Annotated in this window: 21 protein-coding genes; 11 read left to right on the top strand and 10 right to left on the bottom strand. The window is 72.0% G+C overall.

What is annotated here, in order from left to right:
• Nucleotides 1–17: 17 nt before the first annotated feature.
• The 4 genes from ACIQMX_RS14645 to ACIQMX_RS14630 all read right to left on the bottom strand — a co-directional run bounded on the left by ACIQMX_RS14645 (nt 18) and on the right by ACIQMX_RS14630 (nt 4,251).
• The gene (locus tag ACIQMX_RS14645; RefSeq protein ID WP_402477890.1) at nt 18–1,361 is read right to left on the bottom strand and encodes a M20/M25/M40 family metallo-hydrolase; all 1,344 of its coding nucleotides are present in this window, start codon (nt 1,359–1,361) and stop codon (nt 18–20) included.
• Nucleotides 1,354–2,187, bottom strand: coding sequence for a M55 family metallopeptidase (locus tag ACIQMX_RS14640; protein WP_363074780.1), 834 nt, complete (start codon nt 2,185–2,187; stop codon nt 1,354–1,356). Before ACIQMX_RS14640 ends, ACIQMX_RS14645 begins: the two co-directional genes overlap by 8 nt.
• 107 nt (nt 2,188–2,294) lie before the next feature.
• Entirely contained in the window at nt 2,295–3,221 is a 927-nt protein-coding gene (locus ACIQMX_RS14635; RefSeq protein ID WP_402477886.1) for a ketopantoate reductase family protein, read from the bottom strand.
• Between the two features lie 52 nt (nt 3,222–3,273).
• Nucleotides 3,274–4,251 carry a zinc-binding dehydrogenase gene (locus tag ACIQMX_RS14630; RefSeq protein ID WP_363074784.1) on the bottom strand — a complete coding sequence of 326 codons (978 nt, stop codon included), beginning with the start codon at nt 4,249–4,251 and terminating at the stop codon, nt 3,274–3,276.
• A gap of 105 nt (nt 4,252–4,356) precedes the next feature.
• Between ACIQMX_RS14630 and ACIQMX_RS14625 the strand changes: the two genes are divergently transcribed.
• Nucleotides 4,357–4,698: an ArsR/SmtB family transcription factor gene (locus tag ACIQMX_RS14625; RefSeq protein ID WP_402477883.1), complete on the top strand. Its 342-nt coding sequence runs from the start codon at nt 4,357–4,359 to the stop codon at nt 4,696–4,698.
• Between the two features lie 91 nt (nt 4,699–4,789).
• Here the strand turns inward: ACIQMX_RS14625 and ACIQMX_RS14620 are convergent, their stop codons facing one another.
• Entirely contained in the window at nt 4,790–5,791 is a 1,002-nt protein-coding gene (locus ACIQMX_RS14620) for an aldo/keto reductase (RefSeq protein WP_402477880.1), read from the bottom strand.
• A 128-nt stretch (nt 5,792–5,919) separates the two neighbouring features.
• Here ACIQMX_RS14620 and ACIQMX_RS14615 point away from each other — a divergent pair, with 128 nt between their 5' ends.
• The gene (locus ACIQMX_RS14615; RefSeq protein ID WP_363074790.1) at nt 5,920–6,810 is read left to right on the top strand and encodes a LysR family transcriptional regulator; all 891 of its coding nucleotides are present in this window, start codon (nt 5,920–5,922) and stop codon (nt 6,808–6,810) included.
• Nucleotides 6,811–6,820: 10 nt separating this feature from the next.
• On the opposite strand, the gene ACIQMX_RS14610 is transcribed toward ACIQMX_RS14615, so the two are convergent.
• Nucleotides 6,821–7,834, bottom strand: a complete 1,014-nt coding sequence (locus ACIQMX_RS14610; RefSeq protein WP_402477877.1) for a chitinase — start codon at nt 7,832–7,834, stop codon at nt 6,821–6,823.
• Between the two features lie 409 nt (nt 7,835–8,243).
• Here ACIQMX_RS14610 and ACIQMX_RS14605 point away from each other — a divergent pair, with 409 nt between their 5' ends.
• The 3 genes from ACIQMX_RS14605 to ACIQMX_RS14595 are packed head-to-tail and all read left to right on the top strand — an operon-like array spanning nt 8,244 to nt 11,766.
• Nucleotides 8,244–8,477 carry a hypothetical protein gene (locus tag ACIQMX_RS14605; protein ID WP_363074794.1) on the top strand — a complete coding sequence of 78 codons (234 nt, stop codon included), beginning with the start codon at nt 8,244–8,246 and terminating at the stop codon, nt 8,475–8,477.
• Nucleotides 8,474–10,687, top strand: coding sequence for a bifunctional polysaccharide deacetylase/glycosyltransferase family 2 protein (locus tag ACIQMX_RS14600; RefSeq protein ID WP_402477874.1), 2,214 nt, complete (start codon nt 8,474–8,476; stop codon nt 10,685–10,687). The genes ACIQMX_RS14605 and ACIQMX_RS14600 overlap by 4 nt, the downstream gene beginning before the upstream one ends.
• Nucleotides 10,687–11,766, top strand: coding sequence for an acyltransferase (locus ACIQMX_RS14595; protein ID WP_402477872.1), 1,080 nt, complete (start codon nt 10,687–10,689; stop codon nt 11,764–11,766). The genes ACIQMX_RS14600 and ACIQMX_RS14595 overlap by 1 nt, the downstream gene beginning before the upstream one ends.
• Before the next feature lie 53 nt (nt 11,767–11,819).
• On the opposite strand, the gene ACIQMX_RS14590 is transcribed toward ACIQMX_RS14595, so the two are convergent.
• The 3 genes from ACIQMX_RS14590 to ACIQMX_RS14580 form a co-directional block, all read right to left on the bottom strand.
• Complete coding sequence (locus ACIQMX_RS14590) at nt 11,820–12,539, bottom strand: class I SAM-dependent methyltransferase (protein WP_363074800.1); 720 nt, start codon at nt 12,537–12,539, stop codon at nt 11,820–11,822.
• Nucleotides 12,540–12,729: 190 nt separating this feature from the next.
• The gene (locus ACIQMX_RS14585) at nt 12,730–15,177 is read right to left on the bottom strand and encodes an MFS transporter (protein WP_402477869.1); all 2,448 of its coding nucleotides are present in this window, start codon (nt 15,175–15,177) and stop codon (nt 12,730–12,732) included.
• A gap of 188 nt (nt 15,178–15,365) precedes the next feature.
• Nucleotides 15,366–15,809, bottom strand: coding sequence for an SRPBCC family protein (locus ACIQMX_RS14580; RefSeq protein ID WP_363074805.1), 444 nt, complete (start codon nt 15,807–15,809; stop codon nt 15,366–15,368).
• 149 nt (nt 15,810–15,958) lie between these two features.
• Between ACIQMX_RS14580 and ACIQMX_RS14575 the strand changes: the two genes are divergently transcribed.
• The 3 genes from ACIQMX_RS14575 (at nt 15,959) to ACIQMX_RS14565 (ending at nt 19,333) form a co-directional block, all read left to right on the top strand.
• Nucleotides 15,959–17,008, top strand: a complete 1,050-nt coding sequence (locus ACIQMX_RS14575) for an Rv2578c family radical SAM protein (protein WP_402477866.1) — start codon at nt 15,959–15,961, stop codon at nt 17,006–17,008.
• Nucleotides 17,009–17,136: 128 nt separating this feature from the next.
• On the top strand, nt 17,137–18,723 hold the full coding sequence (locus ACIQMX_RS14570) for an alpha/beta hydrolase (protein ID WP_402477863.1): 1,587 nt from the start codon (nt 17,137–17,139) through the stop codon (nt 18,721–18,723).
• Between the two features lie 46 nt (nt 18,724–18,769).
• Nucleotides 18,770–19,333 carry a GNAT family N-acetyltransferase gene (locus tag ACIQMX_RS14565; RefSeq protein ID WP_402477860.1) on the top strand — a complete coding sequence of 188 codons (564 nt, stop codon included), beginning with the start codon at nt 18,770–18,772 and terminating at the stop codon, nt 19,331–19,333.
• Here the strand turns inward: ACIQMX_RS14565 and ACIQMX_RS14560 are convergent.
• Nucleotides 19,311–19,883, bottom strand: coding sequence for an adenylosuccinate lyase (locus ACIQMX_RS14560; protein WP_402477858.1), 573 nt, complete (start codon nt 19,881–19,883; stop codon nt 19,311–19,313). The two genes, ACIQMX_RS14565 and ACIQMX_RS14560, sit on opposite strands and share 23 nt — an antisense overlap.
• Nucleotides 19,884–20,257: 374 nt before the next feature.
• Here ACIQMX_RS14560 and ACIQMX_RS14555 point away from each other — a divergent pair, with 374 nt between their 5' ends.
• The 3 genes from ACIQMX_RS14555 to ACIQMX_RS14545 all read left to right on the top strand — a co-directional run bounded on the left by ACIQMX_RS14555 (nt 20,258) and on the right by ACIQMX_RS14545 (nt 23,850).
• A complete protein-coding gene (locus ACIQMX_RS14555) occupies nt 20,258–22,039 on the top strand; it encodes a 3-hydroxyacyl-CoA dehydrogenase family protein (RefSeq protein WP_402477855.1) in 1,782 nt (593 codons plus the stop codon).
• Nucleotides 22,040–22,169: 130 nt separating this feature from the next.
• Entirely contained in the window at nt 22,170–22,985 is an 816-nt protein-coding gene (locus tag ACIQMX_RS14550; RefSeq protein ID WP_402477852.1) for a TetR family transcriptional regulator, read from the top strand.
• A 55-nt stretch (nt 22,986–23,040) separates the two neighbouring features.
• Nucleotides 23,041–23,850, top strand: a complete 810-nt coding sequence (locus ACIQMX_RS14545) for a GNAT family N-acetyltransferase (RefSeq protein WP_402477850.1) — start codon at nt 23,041–23,043, stop codon at nt 23,848–23,850.
• Nucleotides 23,851–24,019: the final 169 nt, after the last annotated feature.

Genomic DNA, 24,019 nt, shown 5'->3' with positions numbered 1-24,019 from the left:
CGGTTCCCCCGAGTGGTTCAGGCGGTGCGCAGGTAGTGGTCCAGGACCCGGACGCCGAAGTGCAGCGCGTCGACGGGGACACGTTCGTCCACGCCGTGGAAGAGGGCCTGGTAGTCGAAGCCGACGGGCAGCTTCAGCGGCGAGAAGCCGTAGCCGGTGATGCCGAGCCGGGAGAACTGCTTGGCGTCGGTGCCGCCGGACATGCAGTACGGCACGACGTGGCCGTCGGGGTCGAACCGTTCGACGGCGGCGCGGAGCTTGGCGAACGTGGGTGAGTCGACCGGTGCCTGGAGCGGCACCTCCCGGTGGTGGAACTCCCAGTCGACCGAGGGGCCGGTCAACCGGTCCAGCGTGGCGTGGAACTCGTCCTCGCCGCCGGGGACCATCCTGCCGTCGATGTAGGCGGTGGCGTGGCCCGGAATCACGTTGACCTTGTAACCGGCGTCCAGCATCGTCGGGTTGGAGCTGTTGCGGACGGTGGGCGCGACGAGATCGGCGGCGGGTCCGAGCTTGCCGAGGAGCTCGTCCACGTCGAAGCCGGGGGCGTCGAGGTCGGGGTGGATGCCGTGCAGGGCCGCGATCTCGGTGAGGGCGGCGCGGACCGTGGGGGTCAGGCGCACCGGCCACTTGTGCTCACCGATCCGCGCGACGGCCGCGGCGAGCGCGCTGACCGCGTTCGCGCGGTTGACCTTGGAGCCGTGCCCCGCCTTGCCGTGGGCGGTGAGCTTGAGCCATCCGGTGCCCCGTTCGCCCGCGGCGATGGGGTAGAGCGGCATGTCCGGTCCGGCGTGGAAGGTGAAGGCGCCCGACTCGCTGATGCCTTCCGTGCACCCTTCGAAGAGGGCGGCGTGCTGATCGGCGAGGAAGCCGGAGCCGTCATCGGCACTGGCCTCCTCGTCCGCCGTGTACGCGATCACGATGTCGCGGCGCGGGCGGATGCCGGCCCTGGCCCAGTACCGGACGACGGACAGGATCATCGCGTCCATGTTCTTCATGTCGATGGCGCCGCGCCCCCAGACGACCCCGTCGCGCACTTCGCCGGAGAAGGGGTGCACGGTCCAGTCGTCGGCCTCGGCCGGCACGACGTCCAGGTGGCCGTGGACCAGGAGCGCTTCGGCCGACGGGTCGGTGCCCGGGATCCGGGCGACGACGTTGGTGCGGCCGGGGGTGCGCTCCAGCATCGCCGGTTCGAGTCCGGCGGCGGCCAGCCGCTCGGCGACGTACTCGGCGGCCGGGCGTTCGCGGCAGTCGCCGCCGCCCCTGTTGGTGGTGTCGATCCGGATCAGTTCCGAGGTGAACGTCACCGATTCGTCGAGCGCGAGCGCGTCGACGCTGTCCTGGGGGATGTTCGCCTCAGCCATACTGTTCCTCCACGGCGGAGGACACGATGGTCGTCACCGCCTTGAACGTGCGGATACCTTCGTACATCGTCGCGCTGGTGTAGGCGACACGCCTCTCGCCGGAGGGGGCCACGCCGGGCACGACCGTGGCCGCCGCGGCCAGGTGCTCGGCGTCGAACTCCAGCTCCACGGTGAACGGACCGCCGTCCACCGGTGTGTACCGCCCGGCGAGCCCGGCCGCTTCCCTGGCCGCCGCACGGATGTCGGCGGCGGTACGGGTGGGGGTGCGGCAGACCGCGGCGTACCGCGACACGTAGTCCTTGACGGCGACCGTCTGCGCGTCGGGGGCGTAGCCCTTGGCGTCCACGCAGGTCAGGTCGTCGCCGGTGACGAGGACGACGGGGACTCCGTACTCCGCGGCCACATGGGCGTTCAGGAGGCCTTCGCTGGCCCTGACCCCGTTGACCCACACACCGGTGATGGAATTGGCCAGAAACGTGTGGGCCAGGACGCCCTCGGTACCGGCGCCCGTGTGGTAGCCGATGAAGGCCACGGCGTCGACGTCTCCGTGCTGGATGCCCTCCACCATGCTGAGCGACTTGTGCCTGCCGGTGATCATCTGAACCCGGTCGTCCAACTGCTCGAGCAGCAGGTTGCGCATGGTCCAGTGAGCCTCGTTGACGAGCACCTCGTCGGCGCCCCCGTCGTAGAAGCCGAGGGCGGCCGCGTTGACGTCGGAGGTGAACAGGGAGCGGCACCGCTCCCACTGGGGTGTACCGGGCAGCACATCGGCCGGCCAGGTCACACCGGTGGCGCCTTCCATGTCGGCGCTGACGAGGATCTTCATGCTGCCACACGGTACGCGCCACAGAACGTGCAGGCCAGAGCGGCCCTACTCTCCAGAGGTCCACACCATTGATGCCCGCGCGCCCCGGTACGCGGGCCCTGGTTCCCTCAGGCCGCGGAGCGGGTGCGGAGCTCGTGGACGCGCAGGTTCAGCGTGATGAGGTCGAGCAGCGGCGTGTCGACGGACAGCCGCCGGGCCCGGTCCACGAGGTCCCCGAAAACCTGCTCCGCCTCGGTCGGGGCGCCCAGGGTCACGTCGCGGTACAGCGAGGCGGTGAGCGGCGACCCTTCCGTGGTGAGCATCGCGGTCACGGCGTCGAGTTCCGCCTCCCGCACGGGGTGCCCCGCGGCGGCCGCGACAGCGGCGGATTCGGCCAGGAGGGTGGTGACGAATCCGGGCCCGCCGGGTACGGCCCGGACGTCGCCGACGGTGCCGCGCATCAGGCAGGTCAGCCCTGCCAGGGTGCTGATGAACACCCACTTGCCCCACATCGCCCCGACGACGTCCCTGGACCGGTGCGTATCGATGCCCGTGACGTCGAGGACCTCGGCGATCGCCTCGACCCGCTCCGACGTGCCGCCCTGCTGCTCGCCGATCGTCAGGGCGGCGACCGGGGCGAGCCGCACGATGTCGCCGTCGGCGTTCAGCGTGGTGATGACCCGGGCGACCCCGCCGAGCACCGCCTTGTCGCCGAACCGGTCGCCCAGCCGCGCCAGGTGCGCCATGCCGTTGAGCAGCGGCACGATCGCGGTGCCCGGTCCGACCGCGGGCGCGATGTCGTCGAGGGCCCGGTCCAGGGCGGTGGCCTTCACCGAGAGCAGCACCAGGTCGTAGGGGCCGGAGAGCCGGTCCGCGGTGACGAGCCGGGGCGTGAGCGTCTCCTCCTCCCCCAGCCCGGTGATGCGCAGGCCCCGCTCACGGAGGGCCGCGGCGCGACGCGGACGGACCAGGAAGGTGACGTCCCTGCCCGCCCGGGCGAGCCGGGCTCCGAAGTAGCCACCGGTGGCTCCTGCTCCTACGACCAGAATCTTCATCCGCGTGCACCTTCCGGGTCCGTGATCAGGGGCGGGTCAGGAACGGAATCGCTCAGCCGCCGATGCGCAGGACCAGCTTGCCGGTCGATGTGCGGCCCTCCATCAGCAGGTGCGCTCCGGCCGCCTCCGCCAGGCCGAACTCGGCCGTCACGGGAAGGTCGACGTGCCCGTCGGTCACGGCACGGAAGGCACGCTCCGCGACGGTCCGCAGGGTGGCGGGGTCGTTCGCGGCCAGCTCCAGGATCGAGAAGCCGGATACCGACCTGCTGCCCGGGTAGAGCTCGGCCTGCCCGGCGCTCCAGGGCTGGGCGCCGCTCGCGTTGCCGAAGGAGACCAGGCGCCCGAAGACGGCGAGCGCGTCGACGCCGCGGCGCAGCGTGTCCCCGCCGACCGGGTCGAGCACCAGGTCGACGCCCCGGCCTCCGGTGGCGCGGCGGACCTCGTCCGGGAAGGTGTCGCCGAGGAACACCTCGTCGTAGCCGTGGTCGAGGGCGTAGGCGGCCTTCGCGGCGGAGGACACCACGCCGTACACGGCTCCGGCCCCCGCGGCTGCGGCCAGTTGTCCGGCCACCGTGCCGACCCCGCCGGCCGCACCCTGCACCAGCACGCTCTCGCCGGCCCGCAGCCGCCCGACCTCGTGCAGCAGGGCGTGCGCGGTCGGCAGCACGGTGGGCAGGGTGGCCCCCGTGCGCAGGTCCACACCGGCGGGGAGCGGGAAGACGGTGGCGGCGGGCGCCGCCACCACGTCCGCGTATCCGCCGCCGTCGAGGAACGCCGCCACCTCCTGGCCGGGGCTCAGGCCCTCGACCCCGTCGCCGACCGCCCGCACCCGTCCCGAGACCTCCAGGCCCGGGACGAAGGGCAGTCCGGGAACCCGGTAGCCGTCGGACCTGGCCTTGAGATCGGCGAAGTTGACGCCCGCGTAGGCGACGTCGATGGTGACCTGGCCGGGGGCGGGCTCGGGTGCGACCGTCTCGACGAGGGTCAGCACCTCGGGGCCGCCGTACTCCTTGAACTCGATGGCACGCATGACAGAACCGCCCCCTGCGAAGATGTGTTCAACGAAAAGCGAACACTCGAAGTGTAAGATATTCATCGAACACTCGGCAAGGGTCACGGACGCAAGGAGCGGAACATGCCCAACCAGCCCGCGGGCAGCGGACATCGTGCGGCTCCGGTGCACACGGACCCCGCGGAGGTCTCCGTCCTCGAGGCCCTGTCCGCGGTGGCCGATCCGGTCCGTCTCCAACTGGTCCGGGAACTGGCCGGATCCGGGGACTGGACACGCAGTTGCGGCAGCTTCGACGTGCCGGTCGGCAAGGCCGCGCTCAGCCACCACTTCTCGGTGCTGCGCGCGGCGGGCCTGGTGGAGCAGCGCGACATGGGCGCCAAGCGGGTCAACCGCCTGCGCCGCGAGGAGTTCGAGGCCCGCTTCCCGGGCCTCCTGCACCTGCTGCTCCGGCCGGAAGACGCCTGATCCGGACGACGCCCGATCCGGCAGCACGCACCACGGCAGCACGAGGAAGGGCCGGCACCCCGCAAGCGGGGGTGCCGGCCCTTCCTTCGGTTCAGCGGCGCTTCGCGCCCTTCAACAGCTTCTGGATCCTGGCGAGTTCCTTGTCACTGAACTCCAGGTTGCGGATCGCCTCGACGCTGTTCTCCAGCTGAGCGACGCTGCTCGCGCCGACCACGGCCGAGGTGACCCGGCCACCGCGCAGCACCCAGGCCAGTGCCATCTGGGCCAGCGACTGGCCGCGCGCGGAGGCCAGTTGGTCCAGCTCGCGAAGGCGGCCGACCAGGTCGGGCGTGACCGCGTCGGCCGACAGGAACGGGCTGCTGCCCGCCGCCCGCGAGCCCTCCGGGATGCCGCGGAGGTAGCGGTCCGAGAGGATGCCCTGCTCCAGCGGCGAGTAGGCGATGGAGCCGACACCCAACTCGTCCAGGGCCGTGAGCAGGCCGTCCTCGACCCAGCGGTCCAGCATCGAGTAGCGCGGCTGGTGGATGAGCAGCGGGGTGCCGAGGTCCTTCAGGATCCGGGCGGCCTCCCGCGTCTGCTCGGCCGAGTAGTTGGAGACACCCACGTAGAGCGCCTTGCCCTGCTGCACGGCCGAGTGGAGCGCCCCCATCGTCTCCTCGAGCGGGGTCTCGGGGTCGGGCCGGTGGGAGTAGAAGATGTCGACGTAGTCGAGGCCGAGGCGGCCGAGGCTCTGGTCCAGGGAGGAGAGCAGGTTCTTGCGCGATCCCCACTCCCCGTACGGGCCGTCCCACATCAGATAGCCGGCCTTCGTGGACACGATGATCTCGTCCCGGTGCCGCGCGAAGTCCGTCGCCAGCGAGCGGCCCATCGCGGTCTCGGCGGAGCCGGGCGGCGGGCCGTAGTTGTTGGCCAGGTCGAAGTGGGTGATGCCGAGGTCGAACGCCCGGCGGAGGATCCGGCCCTGCGACTCCGGCGTCCGGTCACCGCCGAAGTTGTGCCACAGACCGAGCGAGAGGGCAGGCAGCTTCAGACCGCTGCGCCCGGTGCGCCGGTACGGCATGTCCTGGTAGCGGCCGGCGGACGGGATGTACATGCGGGGCTCCACGGGAGTTCGTTCCGGTTCACGACGGGGGTACGGCGTGCGGGGTCCAGGCTCGCTCACATCGATCCAGCAGTCCAACAGGAGATTCCGCTGGGATTCAGCACCTATATTTCTCAATCATGGAGTTGCGCCAGCTGGAACATTTCGTCGCCGTCGCCCAGGAACAGCATTTCACCCGGGCCGCCGAGCGCGTCGCCGTGTCGCAGTCCGGCCTGTCCGCCTCCGTCCGGGCCCTGGAGCAGGAGCTGCGGACGCCGCTGTTCAGCCGGACGACCCGCAGCGTGCGGCTGACCGAGGCCGGGCGGGCCCTGCTGGTGGAGGCCGAGCGCACCCTGGCGGGCGCGCGGGCGGCGAAGGACGCCGTCGACGCCGTACGGGGACTCCTGCGCGGGACCCTGTCGGTGGGCGTGGAGCAGTGCGTGGCCGGGCTGAACCTGCCGCGGCTGCTCGCCGCCTTCCACCGCGAGCACCCGCACATGGAGATCCGGCTCCGCCAGGAGGGCACGACGAACCTGGTCGACGGGGTGGCCGGCGGCCGGCTCGACATCGCCTTCGCCGCCACGGTCTCGCCCGTGGAGTGGCGTGGCGAGCTGGTCCCGCTGGCACGTGAGCCCATGGTCCTGCTGTGCGCGCCAGGTCACCGGCTGGCCTCGGCGGACCGGGCCGGGTGGGACGAGCTGGCCGGCGAGGCGTTCATCGACTTCCATCCGGACTTCGGGCCGCGTCGTGCGGCGGACGAGGCGTTCACGGCCGCGCGGGTGCGCCGCACGGTGGCGCTTGAGGTCAACGACGTACACACCCTGCTGGAGCTGGTGCGCGAAGGGCTCGGCATCGCGGTGGTTCCGCACCACTTCTCGCGCAAGCCCGAGGCCGGCAGCCTGGTGGCGGTGGCACTCGACGGGGCGGACCAGCCGTACTACGAGAGCGTCGTGGTGCTTCCGGCCGCGCAGGCGCTGAGTCCGGGGGCGCGGGCCCTGATGGCGCTCGTACGGGAGGGAACCGGGCACTGAGACACGTCGGTCAGCCGCTCAGTGCCTCGGCGAACGCCCCGTCCTGCTGTGCGACACCGCTGCAGCTGTCGCTCGCCTTCGACGAGTCCCCACCGGTGCAGGCCCGGTCACGGAACGTCGCCCAGAACGAGAGCGCGCCGACGCCCCGGCTCCGGGCGAAGGAGCCCAGGGACGCCGCGTCGGCCAGGGTGAAGGTCTCCCCGGCCACGTCGTTGACGCCGATCATCACGGTGATGTGCAGCGCCCGCCAGGCCTCGGCGTCCGACAGCCCGAGGACGCCCGCGATCCGGTCATGGGCGGCGGAGGCCGCCTGCTCCGCGTAGTCGCTCATGTCGCCGTCGTGGGAGGAGCTGTAGTTCATCGCCATGATGTTCACCGCCGAGACGTCGACGTCCTCGGCCACGGCGTTCTCCAGGACGGCCGTGCCGCTCGCCTCCAGACCGTCGGGCATGACCGGCAGGGTGTACGTGACGTCGAGGTCCCGCTCCCGCTGGAGCAGGCGCAGGGCCTCGTTGCGGCGGGTGACGGACGGCGTGTCGGTGAGCGCGTCGGCCTCGATGTCGAAGTCCGCCTTGGTGGCGCCGACCGCGTCGAGCACCTCTGCGTACGCATCGGCGAGTTCCTGCGCGCTGTCGCAGGCGAGCGCCGCCTCGGTGCCCGCGGCCCCGCCGAAGGAGACCCGGACGTCCGCGCCGGAGGCCGTGAGCGCCGCGACGCGCGCGACCACCGCGCTGTCGGTGGCCGCCGCGCTGCCGCCCCAGAGCGGGGTGCAGTCGTCGCCGTCGGCGACCACGAAGGCGAGGTTGTACGTGTCGGGAGATCCCGCGGCGTCCGTGGCGGCGGCGGTCGTGGCGCTGACGTAGGGGGTGTACGCGGTGGCTGCCGGGGCCGTTGTGCCGGTGGCCGGGCGGGGGGCCGACGCGGCACCCTGGTCCGCCGCGGTGCCGGTCGCGCAGGCGGAGCAGGCGAGGAGGAGCGCGGCAAGGCCGGCGCCGGCCGCCGCCCGGGAGGATGACACACGCATGGTGTTTGCACCTGCTTTCGGCAAAGAGTGCCCCGCGGCTGCGGCGCAGGGGGACCGGAACACTCGAAACCTCTCACATCTGCCCGGCGCCTCTCCTCACAGCCACCTCATAGCCGGACGGCACGCCTCTCCACGACCGACGCGTCAACCACCGCTGCCACCCTGGCCGTTGCCATGTGGTCCGCCCGTCCACACCGCGCCCCACCGCCCGCGGATTCTCAGCCGACCGACAGGTGACTGCCCGATCCACAGCGTCCGGCCAGCAAAGCACCAGACTTCGCACATGGCCGTTGGTCAACATACGCAAATGCCTTCCGATATCCCCGTCGATACAGATCCGGCCGTGCGTGGCCGACACCGCAAACACGGGCGCGCCTCCCTGCCCCCTGCGCAGGAAGGACCCGTCTTCGTGGACAGCTCCGGCCGGCGCGCCCGGCTGCTGCGCCGGGCCGGCGCCGTACTGGGTGTCATGTGTGCCGGGTACACCGCCGTTCTGGCCCTTTCGTTCATGGGCGGGATCTCCCTCTCCCCCTCGACACTGCTCCCGTTCGACGGCACCTCCGACGCCCGGGGCGGCCCCGGCGGCGGACCGCCCGGTGACGGCAGCGCGTACGCCCCGCCGAGCACCGGCACGGACCGATGAGCCGCGGCCGCCCGTCGGCGATACCGGGCCCCCGGGTGGTCATCGCCCTGCTGCTGCTCCTGGGCCTTGTCTCCGTGATGCTGCTGGACGGCTATCTGCGGGCCGAGGTCGGCAACGACCAGCGGGTCCGCTCCGGCGCGAGTTCGAGCGAGGTGCCCGACAGCGTCCTGAACGGCGGCCCCCTGCTCAGCTTCCCCGGCGGCACGGCCCGCACGCAGTCGGTGCCCGACAGGACGATCGTGCTGACCTTCGACGACGGTCCCGACCCGGAGTGGACCGGCAAGGTGCTCGACGTCCTGGACGACAACGACGTCCCGGGCACGTTCTTCCTCGTGGGCTCCATGATCTCGCGCTATCCGGGCATCGTGCGCGACATGGTCGACGGCGGCAACGAGGTCGGCGTCCACACCTTCACGCACGTCGACCTCTCGTACCGGAGCGCCGCCCGCGTCACGCGTGAGATCGCCCAGACGCAACTGGCCCTGGCCGGGGCCGCCGGCATCACCACGACGCTGTTCCGCGCGCCGTACTCGTCGACGAACGACGCCGTGGACAACTACAGCTGGCCCGTCTACCAGAAGCTCGGCGCCCTCGGTTACACCAGCGTGTTCATCGACACCGACAGCGAGGACTGGCAGCAGCCGGGTGTCGACGAGATCATCGACCTGGCCACTCCGAAGAGCGGCGAGGGCGCCTCCGTGCTCTTCCACGACTCGGGCGGCGACCGGGAGCAGACCCTTGAGGCGCTGCCCCGGTACATCAAGAAGATGAAGGCGCAGGGCTACACCTTCACCACGGTCAGCGGCGCCCAGCAGCAGGACGGGCAGGCGCAGTCACCGTCCGGACAGGACAGCGCGGCCCCGGCCGGACAGACAGCCACACCGCCGGCCGGGGCCTTGGCTCCCGAGCAGGCCGCGCACCGCAAGGCCGGCACCGCCACCCTCTGGGAGGGCCGGGCGCTGCTCGCCGCCGTCGCGGTCGCCGAGTGGACGATGCCCGGGCTCGCCGCTGCACTGACCGTCGTCGGAGTCGCCGTGCTGGGACGGTTCGCACTGATGCTCGTCCTTGCCCGGAGCCACTACCGACGGCGCAACAGACGCCGGTTCACCTGGGGGCCGGCGGTGACCGGCCCGGTGAGCGTGATCGTGCCCGCGTACAACGAGAAGGAGTGCATCGCCCACACGCTCGGCTCACTGGCGTCCAGCACCCATCCGATCGAGATCATCCTCGTCGACGACGGGTCGACCGACGGGACCCCGGAGATCGCCGAGTCCCTGGGACTGCCCAACCTCAGGGTCGTACGGCAGGAGAACGCCGGCAAGTCGGCCGCTCTCAACAACGGTGTGCGGCAGGCCCGTTACGACATCGTGGTGATGATGGACGGCGACACCGTCTTCGAACCCGACACCGTGCACCGGCTCGTGCAGCCCTTCGGCGACCCGGCCGTCGGCGCGGTCGCCGGCAACGCCAAGGTCGGCAACCGCAACACGCTCATCGGTGCCTGGCAGCACATCGAGTACGTGATGGGCTTCAACCTCGACCGCAGGATGTACGACCTGCTGCGCTGCATGCCCACCATCCCCGGTGCGATCGGGGCGTTCCGCCGCGGAGCGGTGCTGGCCGTCGGCGGCATGAGCGAGGACACGCTCGCCGAGGACACCGACATCACGATCGCCCTGCACCGGGCCGGCTGGCGCGTCGTCTACGCCGAGCACGCACGCGCGTGGACCGAGGCACCCGCCTCCCTGGGTCAGCTGTGGCGGCAGCGCTACCGCTGGAGCTACGGCACCATGCAGGCCCTGTGGAAGCACCGGAGGTCCTTGACGGACCGGGGCCCGTCGGGCCGCTTCGGCCGGGTCGGGATGCCGCTGGTGGTCCTCTTCCAGATCGTCACACCCCTCTTCGCCCCGTTGATCGACGTGTTCACGCTCTACGCGATGCTGTTCGTCGACTTCAAGGCGTCGCTGCTGGCCTGGCTTGCGATCCTGCTGGTGCAACTGGCGTGCGCGGCCTATGCGTTCCGCCTCGACCGGGAGAAGTACCGGTATCTGCTCATGATGCCGCTCCAGCAACTCGCCTACCGGCAGCTGATGTATCTGGTGCTCATCCACTCGTGCGTCACCGCGGCGACCGGCGGACGGCTGCGCTGGCAGAAACTCAAGCGCACCGGTGCGGTCGGCTCACCCGCGCCGGGGACGGAGAGCCGCTGATGGGCGGTGCGCACCGGCGGGCGGCGTCCGTGGCGGCCGTCCGCGCGGAACCCGGCCCCGCAGGCGGCCGTGACCGCTGGTTCGACCTGCTGCGGGCCTTCGCGCTGGTCCGCGTCGTCACCTACCACACCTTCGCATGGCCGTGGCTGGGGTTCGTGTTCCCTTCGATGGGCGTGATGTTCGCGCTCGCCGGCTCACTCATGGCGCGGTCGCTGGAGCGGCCCGCCCCGCGGGTGGTCCGGGGACGGCTGCGCAGGCTGCTGATCCCGCTGTGGGTGTTCGGTCTGCTCCTCGGCGCGGCGATGCTGCGGCACGGCTGGGCGCCGGGCGCCGACGTCCTGTTCTGGGTGCTGCCGGTCGGCGATCCGCCGGGCGACGCGTGGGGCGAGCAGGCCTGGGCGGTGCTGTGGTACCTGCGGACCTACCTCTGGTTCGTCCTGCTGTCACCGGCCTTGCTGCGGCTCTTCCGGTCGGCCCCGCTGCCGGTACCGGCCCTGTCCCTCGTCCCGGTCCTGGTGCTCACCGGACTGGGCGGGGGGCCGGGCGGGCGGCTCGGCAGCGCGCTCGGTGATGTGTCGGTCTTCCTGTTCTGCTGGCTGCTGGGATTCGCGCACCGCGACGGGGTGCTCGACCGGATGCGTCCCGGCCGGGTCGTCGCGGTGGCTACGGTCCTGCTCGCGGCCGGGGGCTGGTGGGCGCTGAACCACCGGGTGGACGGGTCGTACGACCTCGACGACATCCCGCTCGCCCAGGCCCTGTGGTCCGCGGGCTTCGTCCTGCTGCTCCTCCGGTTCCGGCCGGTCTGCGCCCGGCTCGACCGCCACCCCGTGGCGGCCCGGGTGGTGCGGGTCTTCAACGCCCGGGCCGTGACCGTCTATCTGTGGCACGAGGTCGCGCTGATGGCGAGTGTGCCGCTGATCGACCTGATGTGGAACGTTCCCGCATTCGAACGGCGTCTGCCGCTCGACAGCGCATGGTTCCAGTTCGCTGTCGCCTGGGTCCTCGTCGGCGCGGCGGTGGTGCTCCTCGGCTGGGTCGAGGACGTCGCGGCGAAACGGCAGCCCCGGCTGCTGCCGTGAACGACGCCCCGGCCCCGGACGGTCTCCTCGCCCGGGGCCTGGGCATGCCCGGATCAGCGGGCGGCCAGCACGAACCACCGCGCGGGCAGGTCGATCCGGCTTCCGTCGGGCAGGTGCTCGGTCTGCGGCAGCGCCGTGTCCCCGCTGTCCAGAGTGATCAGCCCGGCCGCCCGCAGAACCTGCGGCACCTCTTCCTCGGTGGCGCTCGCCGGTTTCAGCCCGTGGTCGAAGACCCGCCGCAGCTTCTTGGGCGGACCGTCGGGGCCCTGTGCCGCCTGCCGCAGCACGCCCTGGGAGGCCGGGGTCAGTTCGGCGACGAACGCCCGGCCCCGGTTCCCCAGCAGCGTCGCCACGGCCGCCGCGACCGCGGGCCTGGCCTCGGGTTCGCTCTGGTGGATGACCGCTCGCATGTACACGTTCGTGTCGCCGATCCGCTCGTGCAGGGCCCGCACCGCGTCACCGTCGACGAGGTCGAGCTGGAGGAACTCGGCGACGCCTTCGGGGTCCGCCCGACGGGCGTGGCCGATCGCCGCGTGCGCGAGGTCCACGCCGATCGCACGGGCGAACCGGGTGGCGAGATAACGGGTCTGGGTGCCGTTCCCGCAGCCGAGGTCGACCACGGGCAGCGCGGCATCGGCGTACGGCAGGAGCAGTTCACTGTGCGGTGCGGCGCTCAGCGAGGGGTCGGCGTCCCAGATCGCCTCGCCGGGTGCGTCCGAGGTGGCGGCCCAGAACCCTTCCCAAGATTCACGGTATCGCTGTGACACATCCATGCGCACTCCCGAGTCCGGCCGTGTCCGGCCCATTTCACTCAGCACCGGATTACCGTCCCACGCCGTCCGGGGCAAGGCGGCGCACTGGATCGCCGGCCCCGGTGAAGACGTCCTTCACCGGGCCTGCGAACGGGGCGCGCCGGGACGGCCGTGCCGCGTGCCGTGCTGCTCTCGCCCCGTTCACCGTGCTTCAGTCCTCGTGGCCCAGCTGGAGGTCCCGTTCGGTGCGGCCCCCGCCCGCGACCTGGAGCACGGTGGCGACCGGCGGATAGCCGGCGGCGATCACGGTGTACTCGCCCGTGGACAGGTCCACGAAGCGGAACGAGCCGTCCGGGCCGGTGGTCAGGGTGTCGACGACGTTGCCCGCCGCGTCCAGCAGGGTCACCCGGGCGTCCTCGACGGGCCGCCCGCCACTGGCCCTGACGATCCCGCGCAGCACGGCGCCACCGGCCAGTTCGATGTCCTGCCGGGTCTCCCGGGCCGCCTGCACACTGACCGGCAGCGCGGCGGGCCGGAAGGCGGGCGCGGAGGCGGCAAGGGTGTACTCGCCCGCGACCAGCTCCCCGATCACGTACCCGCCCTCGCGCCCACTGCGGGTGGAGGCGACGACCTCGCCGCGTACGTCGGTCAGGGTGACGGCCGCGTCGCGTACGGGGACACCGTCCGCGGTCACGACGGTCCCGGCCAGCCGTCCGGCGCCGCCGAGCACCACGTCCAGTTCCACCGGCCGTTCGCCGACCGTGACGCTGACGGCCTGGGGCTGGTGGCCGCCCGCGGCGGCGATGAGCACGTACGAACCGGCCCCGGGCACGCTCAGCGCGTACCGTCCCTCGTCCCCGCTGGCGCCCCTGCCGACCTGTTGTCCCTGGACGTCGATGAGCGTGAGGGCGGCGCGCGGGACCTTCGTGCCGTCGGAGTGCTGGACGCTGCCGCAGACGGGCACTCCGGAGAGGTAGCCGGAGGAGGGCGCGGCGGGGTCGGTGCGGGCTGAGGGGATGGTGGCGGGCTCGGCTGCGGTTTCGGGGGTGTGGTGGGACACCAGCGGTTTCTCCTTGAGGAAGAAGGCGAAGAACAGGCCGAGCACGAGGACCGGCACGAGGTAGAGGAAGATCCGGGGCATCGCGTCGGCGTACGCCTGGATGTAGGCGTCGCGCAGCGCGGGCTCCATCGCGTGGACCAGCTGCGGCGTGATCGACTCCGGGTCGGGCAGTCCGGCCCCGGAGGGCAGCCGCACGGCGAGCGCGTCGGCCAGCCGTCCGGCGAAGAGCGTGCCGAACACGGCGGCTCCCACGCTGCCGCCGATCTGCCGGAAGTAGTTGTTGGCGCTGGTGGCCGTACCGAGGTCGGCGGGGCGTACCGAGTTCTGCACGGCCAGCACCAGCACCGGCATGATCAGCCCGATCCCGAGGCCGAGCACCGCCTGCGCGATGCTGTATTCGAGGCGCGGGGTGTCGGTTTCGAGCCGGGACAGCAGCCACATGCCGACCGCCGAGACGGCACTGCCCGCGATCGGGTAGACGCGGTAGCGGCCGGTACGCGAGATCAGCTGGCCGGAGACGACGGAGGCGCCGACGATGCCTCCCATCATCGGGAGCATGAGCAGCCCGGACTCCGTGGCGGTGGCCCCGTCGACCATCTGGAGGAAGGTCGGCAGATAGCTGGCGGCGCCGAACAGCGCCACTCCGACGACCGCGCCGACCAGCGCGGTGACGTTGAAGATCGAGTCACGGAACAGCCGCAGCGGGATGATCGGTTCGGGCGCCCGGTGCTCGACGGCGAGGAACAGCAGAGTCGTTCCGGCAGCACCGGCGGCCAGCCCCAGAATGGTGCGCGACCCCCAGGCGTACTCCGTGCCGCCCCAGCTGGTGAGCAGGACGAGACAGGTGGACGCGGCGGCCAGCAGCACGGCGCCGAGGATGTCGAGCCGGGGCCGGACGGTGGGCTTGGGCAGCTTCAGCACGAGGGTGATGACGACGAACGTCACGAGGCCGAACGGCACGTTGATGTAGAAGCACCAGCGCCAGGAGGCGTGGTCGGTGAAGAAGCCGCCGAGCAACGGCCCGGCCACGGACGCGAGTCCGAAGGCGGCGCCGATCAGCCCCATGAACCGGCCGCGCTCCCGTGGCGGTACGACGTCGGCGATGATCGCCTGGACGCCGATCATCAACCCGCCGCCGCCGACGCCCTGGAGGGCACGGAAGGCGATCAGTTCGTCCATGGTGCGTGACCAGCCGGCCAGCGCGGAGCCGATGACGAAGACGACGATCGCGAACTGGAAGACGCTCTTGCGGCCGAAGAGGTCGCCGAGCTTGCCGTAGATCGGGAGACCGATGGTCGAGGCGAGCAGATAGGCGGTGACGGCCCAGGACATCTTCTCCAGGCCGTGCAGCTCACCGACGATCTTCGGGAGCGCCGTCGCCACGATCATCTGATCGAGCGCCGCGAGCAGGAGCGTGAGCATCAGCCCGATGAAGACGAGCCGGATGCGCCGGGGGTCCGTGGCCCCGTCACCGGCCGGGACCTGGGCGGCGGATTCCGTCGCGGCGGGCGGCAAAGGGGGCGGGGCGACCACGGGCAACACCTCGGTGTCGCCCGTACCGTCCGGCTCGTCCTTCACCAGCGTGATCCCACCCACCACGTGCCGCTCCCCTCGTCGCACTGCCGCCGCCCATTTCTCGCATTGCGCGATAAGTGAGGGCAAACGCGACGAGGGGGCGCTGACGGCGCACTCAGGGGGCTTATCCCCCGGTGGGAGCCACTACGGCGCACAACCAAAGCGCCGAAAAAACCACCCGAACCGGTGAGGCCGGGCGGCTCCGCCGAAGACTACTTCTCGACCTCGGCCGCGAGGTTCTGCAGCAGCTCGTCGTAGATGCGGCCAAGTCCCTTGGGGGCGAAGGTCTTCTCGAAGAATCCGCCGATCCCTCCGGCGCCGTTCCACACGGTGGAGACGACGGCCTTGGACCGGCCCTCACCGGCCGGGGTGACGGTCCAGGTCGTGACCATCGAGGAGTTGCGGTCCTTCTCCACGAGCTGCCCGTCGATGGGCTCGCTGACCTCCAGCAGGCAGTCGCGCACCCGCTTGCTGGTGGCCTGGAGCTTCCAGTGGACGAGGGTGCCCTCGCCGTCGCCGCCCTCCCGGACCTCGTACTCGCTGAACTGGCCCGGCAGCACCTTGCCGCGGACGTCCTTGTAGTCGGCCAGCGCGTCGAACACCGCTTCCGCGTCCGCCGCGATGATCCGCTCTGTCGTGGCCTCGACCTGCGCCATGGCTGTTCCTCCAGCACTCGGTTGTTCGGGGGTGTGCTGAGCCAACCACCTCGGCAGCCCCGCTCAAAATCCGGTCCGGGACGAAGGGGAGAAAACGATCAAGGGAACAAGTGTTCTATTCTCGGGGCAGTGCTACCGAGGAGGCCTCCATGCGCTGGGACCATCTGGCCGACAACCCCGCCGAAACCACCACAGCCCGTACCGGCGCGCTCTTCGCCGCGGACGCGGTGACGACCCGCACCTTCGACACCCCCGAGTTCCGGGGCATCACCTTCCACGAGATACGGGCCCGCTCGATCGTGAACCGGGTACCCGGCGCGTCCCGGATGCCGTTCGAGTGGACCGTCAATCCCTACCGGGGCTGTACGCACGCCTGCGTCTACTGCTTCGCCCGCAAGACCCACAGCTATCTGGACCTCGACACCGGCCTGGGCTTCGACTCGCAGATCGTGGTCAAGGTCAACGCCCCGGAGCTGGTGGGCCGCGAGCTGGCCTCGCCCCGCTGGCACGGCGCGCACATCGCGATGGGCACCAACGTCGACTGCTACCAGCGGGCCGAGGGGCGCTACCGGCTGATGCCCGGCATCCTCACCGCGCTGCGCGACCACGCGAACCCCTTCTCCATCCTCACCAAGGGCACGCTGATCCTGCGCGACCTGGAGCTGCTGCGGCAGGCGGCCGAAGTCACCGAGGTCGGCGTCTCGGTCTCCGTCGGCTTCACCGACCCCGAGCTGTGGCGGACCGTGGAGCCCGGCACCCCCTCCCCCGAACGGCGCCTCGACGTCGTCCGCACCCTCAGCGAGCACGGCATCGGCTGCGGGGTCCTGATGGCGCCCGTCATCCCGTACCTCGGCGACCGGCCGGACCAGCTGCGGGCGACGGTCCGCGCGATCGCCGCCGCCGGCGCGACGTCGGTGACCCCGCTCGTCCTCCATCTGCGCCCGGGCGCCCGGGAGTGGTTCATGGAGTGGCTCGGCCACCACCATCCCCATCTGGTGCGGCGCTACGAGCGGCTGTACGCGGACGGCGCGTACGCACCCACGTGGTACCAGCGCCGCATCACCCGGTCCGTGCACGAGCTGGCGACGGAGTACGGCATCGGCCCCTCGCACCCCGGGACGCCCCGCGGCCTCCGTGGGCGCGATGAGCGGCGGACAGCGCCGCCCGCCTCCGAGCCCACCCAGCTGACCCTGCTCTGACCCGGGCCGCGCCCACGGGGCAAACGGGTCATCTCTCACCGGATCAGGTCCTTCCGGCTCCGAATGCGGGGAGCATGCGGCGGGGGCTGCGCCACGCGCAGCCGTGTTCCCCCACCACGGGAGGCCATATGACGAACCGTCCAGGAATTCTGTTCGCCGTCGGGGCGACGGTCGCCGGTCTGGTGACCGCCGCGCCGTCTCCGGCGAGCGCCGACAGCGGCGCGCAGCGCGCCGCCCCGGTCAAGTGGACCGACTGCGCCACCCAGTCGTCCCCGACGCTCCAGTGCGCGACCGTGCGCTCCCCGCTCGACCATGACGAGCCGTCGGGCCGCACGGTCACCCTCGCCCTGACCCGGGTCCCGCACACGGCGAAGAGCTTCCAGGGGCCGCTGCTGGTCAATCCGGGCGGCCCGGGCGGCAGCGGTCTGTCCATGGCAGGCTTCGTCGCCGCCTCACTGCCGAAGGCGGTGGCCGCCCAGTACGACGTGATCGGGTTCGACCCGCGCGGCGTCGGCAGGAGCCGGCCGGCTCTGGACTGCGTACCGAAGTACTTCGATCCGGTACGGCCCGACCCGGTACCGCGGTCCTTCCGGGACGAGCAGGCCAACCGCAACCGCGCCCGCGGCTTCGCGGCGGCCTGCGGGAAGAAGTACCCGGACCTGCTCCCGTTCATGGACACGGTCAGCGCGGCCAAGGACCTCGACGTGATCCGGAGTGCGACCGGATCCCGGCAGCTCAACTACCTCGGGTACTCCTACGGCACCTACCTCGGGTCGGTGTACGCCAAGCTGTTCCCGGAGCGCGTCCGGCGACTGGTCCTCGACTCGAACGTCGACCCGGACGGAGTCTGGTACGACGACAACCTCAGCCAGGACTACGCGTTCGACACCCGCCACAAGGCGTTCGCCGCCTGGGTGGCGAAGCACGACGCCGCGTACGGGCTCGGCAGCGACCCGGCGGAGGTCGAGGCGGCCTGGTACCGGATGCGGGACGCGGTGAGGAAGCACCCGGCGGGCAAGAGGGTCGGCGCCGGCGAGCTGGACGACACCTACCTGCCGGGCGGCTACTACAACGGCTACTGGCCCGCCCTGGCCGAGGCCTTCGCCGCCTACGTCCACGACAAGGACGAGCAGGCCCTGGTCAAGGCGTACGAGCGCTTCGCCGCGGTCGACGCGGAGGGCGACAACGGGTACTCGGTGTACTCGGCCGTTCAGTGCCGGGACGCGCAGTGGCCGAAGGACTGGAACGTCTGGCGCAGCGACAGCCGACGGGTCAACGCCAAGGCCCCGTTCATGACCTGGGGCAACACCTGGTACAACGCCCCGTGCGCCAACTGGCCGGTGGAACCGCTGAACCCGGTGCGGGTCTCCAACCGCGCACTGCCCCCGGCACTGCTCTTCCAGGCGACGGACGACGCGGCCACCCCGTACGAGGGCGGCGTCACGCTGCACCGCAAGCTCAAGGGCTCCAGCCTGGTGGTCGAGCAGGGCGGCGGCAACCACGGCGTCACGCTGAGCGGGAACGCCTGCCTGGACCGGTATCTGGCGGACTATCTGGCCAAGGGGACCGTGCCGCGCGGAAAGGGCGGCGACGTGGACGCGGTCTGCGCGAAGACGCCCGACCCGACGCCGGTGACCGCCAAGTCCGCGCGCCCGGCCTCCCGTACGGACGCGAGCGGCGGCACGCTGCACGGGCTGCTCGGCTTCCGGGGCTGAGAAAAGGACGTTGCCGCAGTTCGAAGGCGTGCGCGAGGATGGCCCGATGACCTCTCGGCCCGTGCCCGCGCACGCCTCCCCCGCCTTGATCCGGGACATGATCTTCGACGACTGCGAAGCCGTCGCGAAGGTCCGGGTGCGTGGCTGGCAGAGCGCCTACGCCGGTCTGATGCCGCAGGCGCATCTGGACGCGATGGACGTCGCCGCGGACGCGGAGCGCCGCCGCGGCTCCTTCTCGGAGCCGGGCGCCGTCGTCAACGTGGTGGCCGAGCGGGCGGGCCTCGGTGTCGTCGGGTGGGCCGCGTACGGGCCGTACCGCGAGGACGGCAGACGGCTCGCCCGCGGTGAGGTGTACGCGATCTACGTCCTGCCGGAGCAGACCGGGACCGGTGTGGGCCGGGCCCTGATGGCGGAGGTGCTGGCGCGTGCCGCAGCGGCCGGCCACCCCGATGTCGCGCTCTGGGTGCTGAAGGAGAACGCGCCGGCCCGGCGTTTCTACGAGCGTGCGGGCTTTCGCCCCGACGGCGCCGAGGAGCCCTTCGACGTGGACGGGGTCGCGGTGCCCGAGGTCCGCTACGTCCGCCCCGTCAGCCCGTCGGCAGGCGGCTGAGCGCGTCCTCGGCCGCGTCGCCGAGACGGGGGTGGGGCAGGGCGGCCTCCAGGACCGGGCGGGCCTGTGCGTCGCCGAGCCGCCCGAGGCCCTCGACGCAGGCGAGGGCCACCCGCCAGTGCGGCTCGTCCGGCCCGAGCAGCCGGGACAGCGTGCTCACGAGGGCGGGCACGGACTCCGGGGCCCCCAGCTCGGCGAGCAGGCGGACCGGGTGCAGGGCGTAGGCGGTGCGCAGGGAGTTGGTGGCGAGGGCGGCGGCCGCGCGCGGCGTGCGGGGGTCGCCGAGGCGGGCCAGGGCGTGGGCGGCGCCGACGCAGCGCTCCGGGTCCCGGTGGTTGAGCAGCAGCACCAGGGTCTCGAAAGCCCGGCGGTCACCGCCGCAGCCCAGCCGGAACGCGGCGATCTCGCGTGCCCAGAGCGGGCGTTCGCGCTCGACGAGCACCAGGGCCAGTTCCTCGTCGTCATCGGTGGCCAGCAGTCTGCGGTAGTCCGCCGACTCCCCCGCCTCTTCCGCCAGTCGGTGCGTCAGTGACCGGTACTCCTCATCCATGACCGTCAGCGTATAGGTGGCCACGCAGCGTGCCGAAGACGGCCGAGGATGTGAGGGGGGCCACAACAGCCGGGGACTGGCGCGCTCGTTACCCGCCGGTTAACCTCATGTGAGCGGGACACTCCCCCCGCCGGCTCCGGTGGCCTGGTGACGCAGCCACCCGGAGTGTTTGTCGGTTCGGCAGCTTGTGAGACGTGACTCCGGGACAGAGTCCGTCGCCCCTTCCCGGTCCCCGGCGTGCGGTTCGCGCCCGGGACCCGAGCACCACGACAGGCAACTCCCGCACGCCTCACGCCGGTCGGGCCCTTCGGCCCTTTCTCACCGCCGCGCACCGCGTGCGTCCCTCAGTCGTCACTCATCCCTGGAGTCCCGTGATGGACACCCCGTTCAGCACCATTGCCGTCGTCGGCCTCGGCACCATGGGCACCGGCATCGCCGAGGTCCTGGCCCGCGCCGGCCGCGAGGTCATCGGTATCGACATCGACGACGCGGCCGCCCGCCAGGCCGTCGCCTCCCTGGAAGCCTCCACCGCCCGCGCCGTGCAGCGCGAGCGGATGACACAGGAGGAGCGGCGCGACGCCCTCGCCCGGTTCCGTACCTTCTCCGACCTCCAGGCCGCGGCCGAGGCGGAGCTGGTCATCGAGGTCGTGCCGGAGACGTACGAGATCAAGCAGCAGCTCTTCCGCGAGCTCGACGCGATCGTCTCCCCCACCGCCGTCCTGGCCACGGGCACCAACGCCCTGTCGGTGACCCGTCTCGCCGCGGAGTCGCAGCACCCGGAGCGGGTCCTCGGCCTGCACTTCTTCAACCCGGCGCCCGCGATGAAGCTGGTCGAGGTGGTCTCCTCGGTGCTGACCGCGCCGCCGGCCGTGGAGGCCGTCACCGCGCTCGCCAGGGAACTGGGCAAGGAGCCGGTCGCGGTCGGCGACCGGCCGGGGTTCGTCGCCGACGGCCTGCTGTTCGGCTACCTCAACCAGGCCGCCGCGATGTACGAGGCGAACTACGCCTCCCGCGAGGACATCGACGCGGCCATGAAGCTGGGCTGCGGTCTGCCGATGGGCCCGCTGGCGCTGCTGGACCTGATCGGCATCGACACCGCCCGTACCGTCCTGGAGGCGATGTACTCCGCCTCGCACGACCGGCTGCACGCCCCGGCGCCCGTGCTCGGCCAGCTCGCCGCGGCGGGGCTGACCGGCCGCAAGTCGGGCCGCGGCTTCTACACGTACGCGGAGCCGGGCAGCCAGAGCGTCGTGCCGGACGCGCTGACTCCGGCCGGGGACGCCGGGGCGGGCGCGGGCCGTGCGGTGCGTTCCGTGGGCGTCGCGGGCTCCGGGACGATGGCCTCGGGCATCGCGGAGGTCTTCGCGAAGGCCGGGTACGACGTGGTGCTCGCCGCGCGCAGCCAGGAGAAGGCGGACACCGCGAAGGCCCGGATCGCCAAGTCGCTGGAGCGGTCGGTCGCCAAGGGGCGGCTGACGGCCGGGGCGCGGGACGAGACCCTCGCCCGGATCACCGCGGCGGGGTCGCTGGACTCCTTCGCCGGGGTCGACCTGGCCGTCGAGGCCGTGGCCGAGGACCTGCTGGTCAAGCAGCAGCTGTTCGCCACGCTGGACAAGGTGTGCCGGCCGGGCGCGGTGCTCGCGACGACCACCTCCTCGCTGCCGGTGGTCGCGATCGCCCGGGCCACCTCGCGGCCCGAGGACGTCATCGGGATGCACTTCTTCAACCCGGCGCCCGCGATGAAGCTGGTCGAGGTCGTCCGTACGGTGCTCACCGCGGACGATGTGCACGCCACGGTCCGCGAGGTCTGCGGGAAGGTGCGCAAGCACCCGGTGGACTGCGGGGACCGGGCCGGCTTCATCGTGAACGCGCTGCTGTTCCCGTACCTCAACAACGCGATCAAGATGGTCGAGGAGCACTACGCGAGCCTCGACGACATCGACGCCGCGATGAAGCTGGGCGGGGGCTACCCGATGGGCCCGTTCGAGCTCCTGGACGTGGTCGGCCTGGACGTCTCGCTCGCCATCGAGAAGGTGCTGCACAGCGAGTTCCGCGACCCGGGCCTCGCGCCCGCGCCGCTGCTGGAGCATCTGGTGGCCGCGGGCTGCCTCGGCCGCAAGACGGGACGCGGCTTCCGCGAATATGCCCGCCGCTGAGAAGCCCCGGTCCGCGGGGCCCGGCGACGGGCCCCGCGGACCGGGAGCCGGGTGGGGCGGGCTGCTCGGACCGGCGGCCGGCCCGCCCCCACAGGCGCGCTCTCCTGCACCGATGCAGTACGTTCACACCATGTCCCAGCCCGCCAGGTCCCCCCGTGTGTCCGCCGCGCCCGACGTCCCGGAAAGTGCCGCAGGCACCCGCGCCGCCGCCCAACGGCTCAAAATGCGCCGTGAACTGGCCGCCGCGGCGATGGAGCTCTTCGCCACGAAGGGGTACGAGGCGACGACCGTCGACGAGATCGCGGGCGCGGCGGGCGTCGCCCGGCGGACCTTCTTCCGGCACTTCCGGTCCAAGGAAGAGGCCATCTTCCCGGACCACGACGACACGCTCGTCCGGGCCGAGGCGGTCCTGAACGCCGCCCCCGCGCACGAGCACCCGCTCGACACGGTCTGCCGCGGCATCAAGGAAGTCATGCGGATGTACGCGGCGAAGCCCGCGGTCTCCGTGGCCCGCTACAAGCTGACCCGTGAGGTCCCCACCCTGCGGCAGGCCGAGATCGCCTCGGTGGCCCGCTACGAGCGGCTGTTCACGCGCTATCTGCTGGGCCACTTCGACGAGCGCGACCACCTCGCGGGCAACGACGATCCGCTGCTGGCGGAGGTCGCCGCGTCCGCCGTGGTCACCGCGCACAACCACGTGCTGCGCCGCTGGCTGCGCGCGGACGGCCAGGGTGACGTGGAGGCGCAGCTGGACCAGGCGTTCGCCATCGTCCGCGACACGTTCGGGACGGGCATCGGCGCGGGCCGGACCGCCGGCAGCGATCCGGCCAAGCCGCCTGCCGCGTCGGTGAGCGCGGAGGGCGAGGTGCTGGTGGCCGTGGCGCGGACGGACGCGCCGCTGGACGAGGTCATGCGCACGATCCAGCAGGCCCTCAAGGAGCGCTGAGCCGGGCGCGGCGAAACCGGTTGCCGGGGCGGCGCCTCGGTGCTGTGGTGTGCGGATGAATGATCAAACCTCTGCACACCGTGAAGAACTGCTGGCCGTCTTCGACCGCGAGATGCGTGAGGGGGCCAGGCCGGACGGCCCCGGTGTCCGCGTCGAGCGCGGCGACGGCTTCGTACGTCAGGTGGGCACGGAAACCGACTGGAACGGGGTCGTCTGGTCCTCGCCCGATCTGGACGCCGCGCGGGCGGACGCGGCGATCGCCGCACAGGTGGCCCACTGCTCCGCCCGCGGGTACGGGGAGTTCGAGTGGAAGCTGTACTCCCACGACCGGCCCGCCGACCTCGGGGCGCGGCTGCTGGCGGCCGGGTTCGTGCCCGAGGAGCCGGAGACCCTCCTCGTCGCGCCGGTGGCGGGCCAGCCCACGGCCGTACGGCTCCCGGAGGGCGTCCAGCTGCGCACGGTGCGTGACGAGGCCGATGTGGACCTGATGGCCCGGGCCCACGAGCAGGCGTTCGGCACGGACGGGTCGCGGCTGCGGCGTCAGGTGCTGGCCCGGCTGGCGGAGGACCCGGACGACTTCGTGGCGGTGCTGGCCATGGCGGGCGACGAGCCGGTGAGCTCGGCCCGGATGGAGCTGTACCCGGGCACGGGCTTCGCCGGGCTGTGGGGCGGCGGCACGGTCGAGGCGTGGCGCGGCAGGGGCGTCTACCGGGCGCTCATCGCCTTCCGGGCCCGGATCGCCGCCGAGCGCGGCTACCGGTACCTCCAGGTCGACGCGACCGAGGACAGCCGCCCGATCCTCCAGCGCCTCGGCTTCACGGCCCTGGGCACGACGACGCCGTACGTCTACCGCCCTTCCTCCTGAGCACCCATCGCGGGGCACATCGCGGCAAATCGCCCACCGTGTTGCTCATGCGTGGCACCCGGATGACAATTGAGGGAAATTGCTGGCACCGAGTGCCTTGTCAGCTGTCACGGAGTGCCATACGTTGAAGTCGTCCGGGCGGCCGGCGTGCTGAGACCTCACGTACGCC

It is taken from the genome of Streptomyces sp. NPDC091416 (genome assembly GCF_044756845.1).
GTDB lineage: Bacteria > Actinomycetota > Actinomycetes > Streptomycetales > Streptomycetaceae > Streptomyces.
The sequence above is the reverse complement of the archived record's forward strand: the minus strand, read 5'-3'. Positions and strand labels throughout refer to the sequence as shown.